The sequence below is a fragment of the Streptomyces sp. SID3343 genome, from assembly GCF_009865215.1.
Lineage (GTDB): Bacteria > Actinomycetota > Actinomycetes > Streptomycetales > Streptomycetaceae > Embleya.
Window position 1 is genome coordinate 1 of the sequence record NZ_WWJX01000544.1, and the last position, 760, is coordinate 760.

The following is a 760-nucleotide window of genomic DNA, read 5'->3' on the forward strand; positions in this document are numbered from 1 at the left end:
GTCGACGTAGGCGCTCATCGACGCGGCCCGGCCCATCCGGCGCAGCCACGCGCCGTTCGGCGGCCCCGACGTGCGCTCGGCCTGGCGTTGCAGCAGCGCCACCGCGCGGGTGCGTACGCGTTCGCGGCCGACGGCGTAGGGCGGTTCCTCGGCGCGGACCTGCGCGACGATCCCGGTGAGGTCGTCGAGTGCGATCCGGCGGCGGTAGGCGCCGTCGGGCACCGCTACCGGCTCCTCGGGGGTGGTGATCCGCGCGTGGAGCGCGCGGTGCAGGACGGTCGCCATCCGTACGTCGTGTTTGAGTTCGGCGACCGGCTGCGGGTCTTCGGCGCGGACGGGGTGGCGGGCGATCTCGTCGTCGATCGTGGACTGGCGGATGTCGATCTCGCCGAGCGCGGGCAGTACTTCGGCGATGTAGTGCAGGAAGGTGCGGTTGGGGCCCAGGATCAGCAGGCCGCCGCGCCGGATGCGTTGGGGATACGTGTAGAGCAGGTAGGCGGCGCGGTGCAGTCCGACCGCGGTCTTGCCCGTGCCGGGCGCGCCCTGGACGCAGACCGAGTCGCCGAGTTCGCGGCGGACCAGGTCGTCCTGCTCGGGCTGGATGGTCGCGGCGATGTCGCGCATCGGGCCCACTCGCGGGCGGCCGATCTCGCCGGCGAGGATGGCGCCGGTGCCTCCGGGGTCGCCGAGGCCCAGGTGCTCGTCCTCCAGGCTCGTCAGGTCGCGCGAGTCGCCCGTGCCGAACGGCGCCCAGCCGAAG

1 pseudogene is annotated in these 760 nt (G+C 73.9%); it reads right to left on the reverse strand.

What is annotated here, in order from left to right:
• A pseudogene (locus GT354_RS16765) lies at positions 1-760 on the reverse strand (AAA family ATPase); the annotation flags it as partial.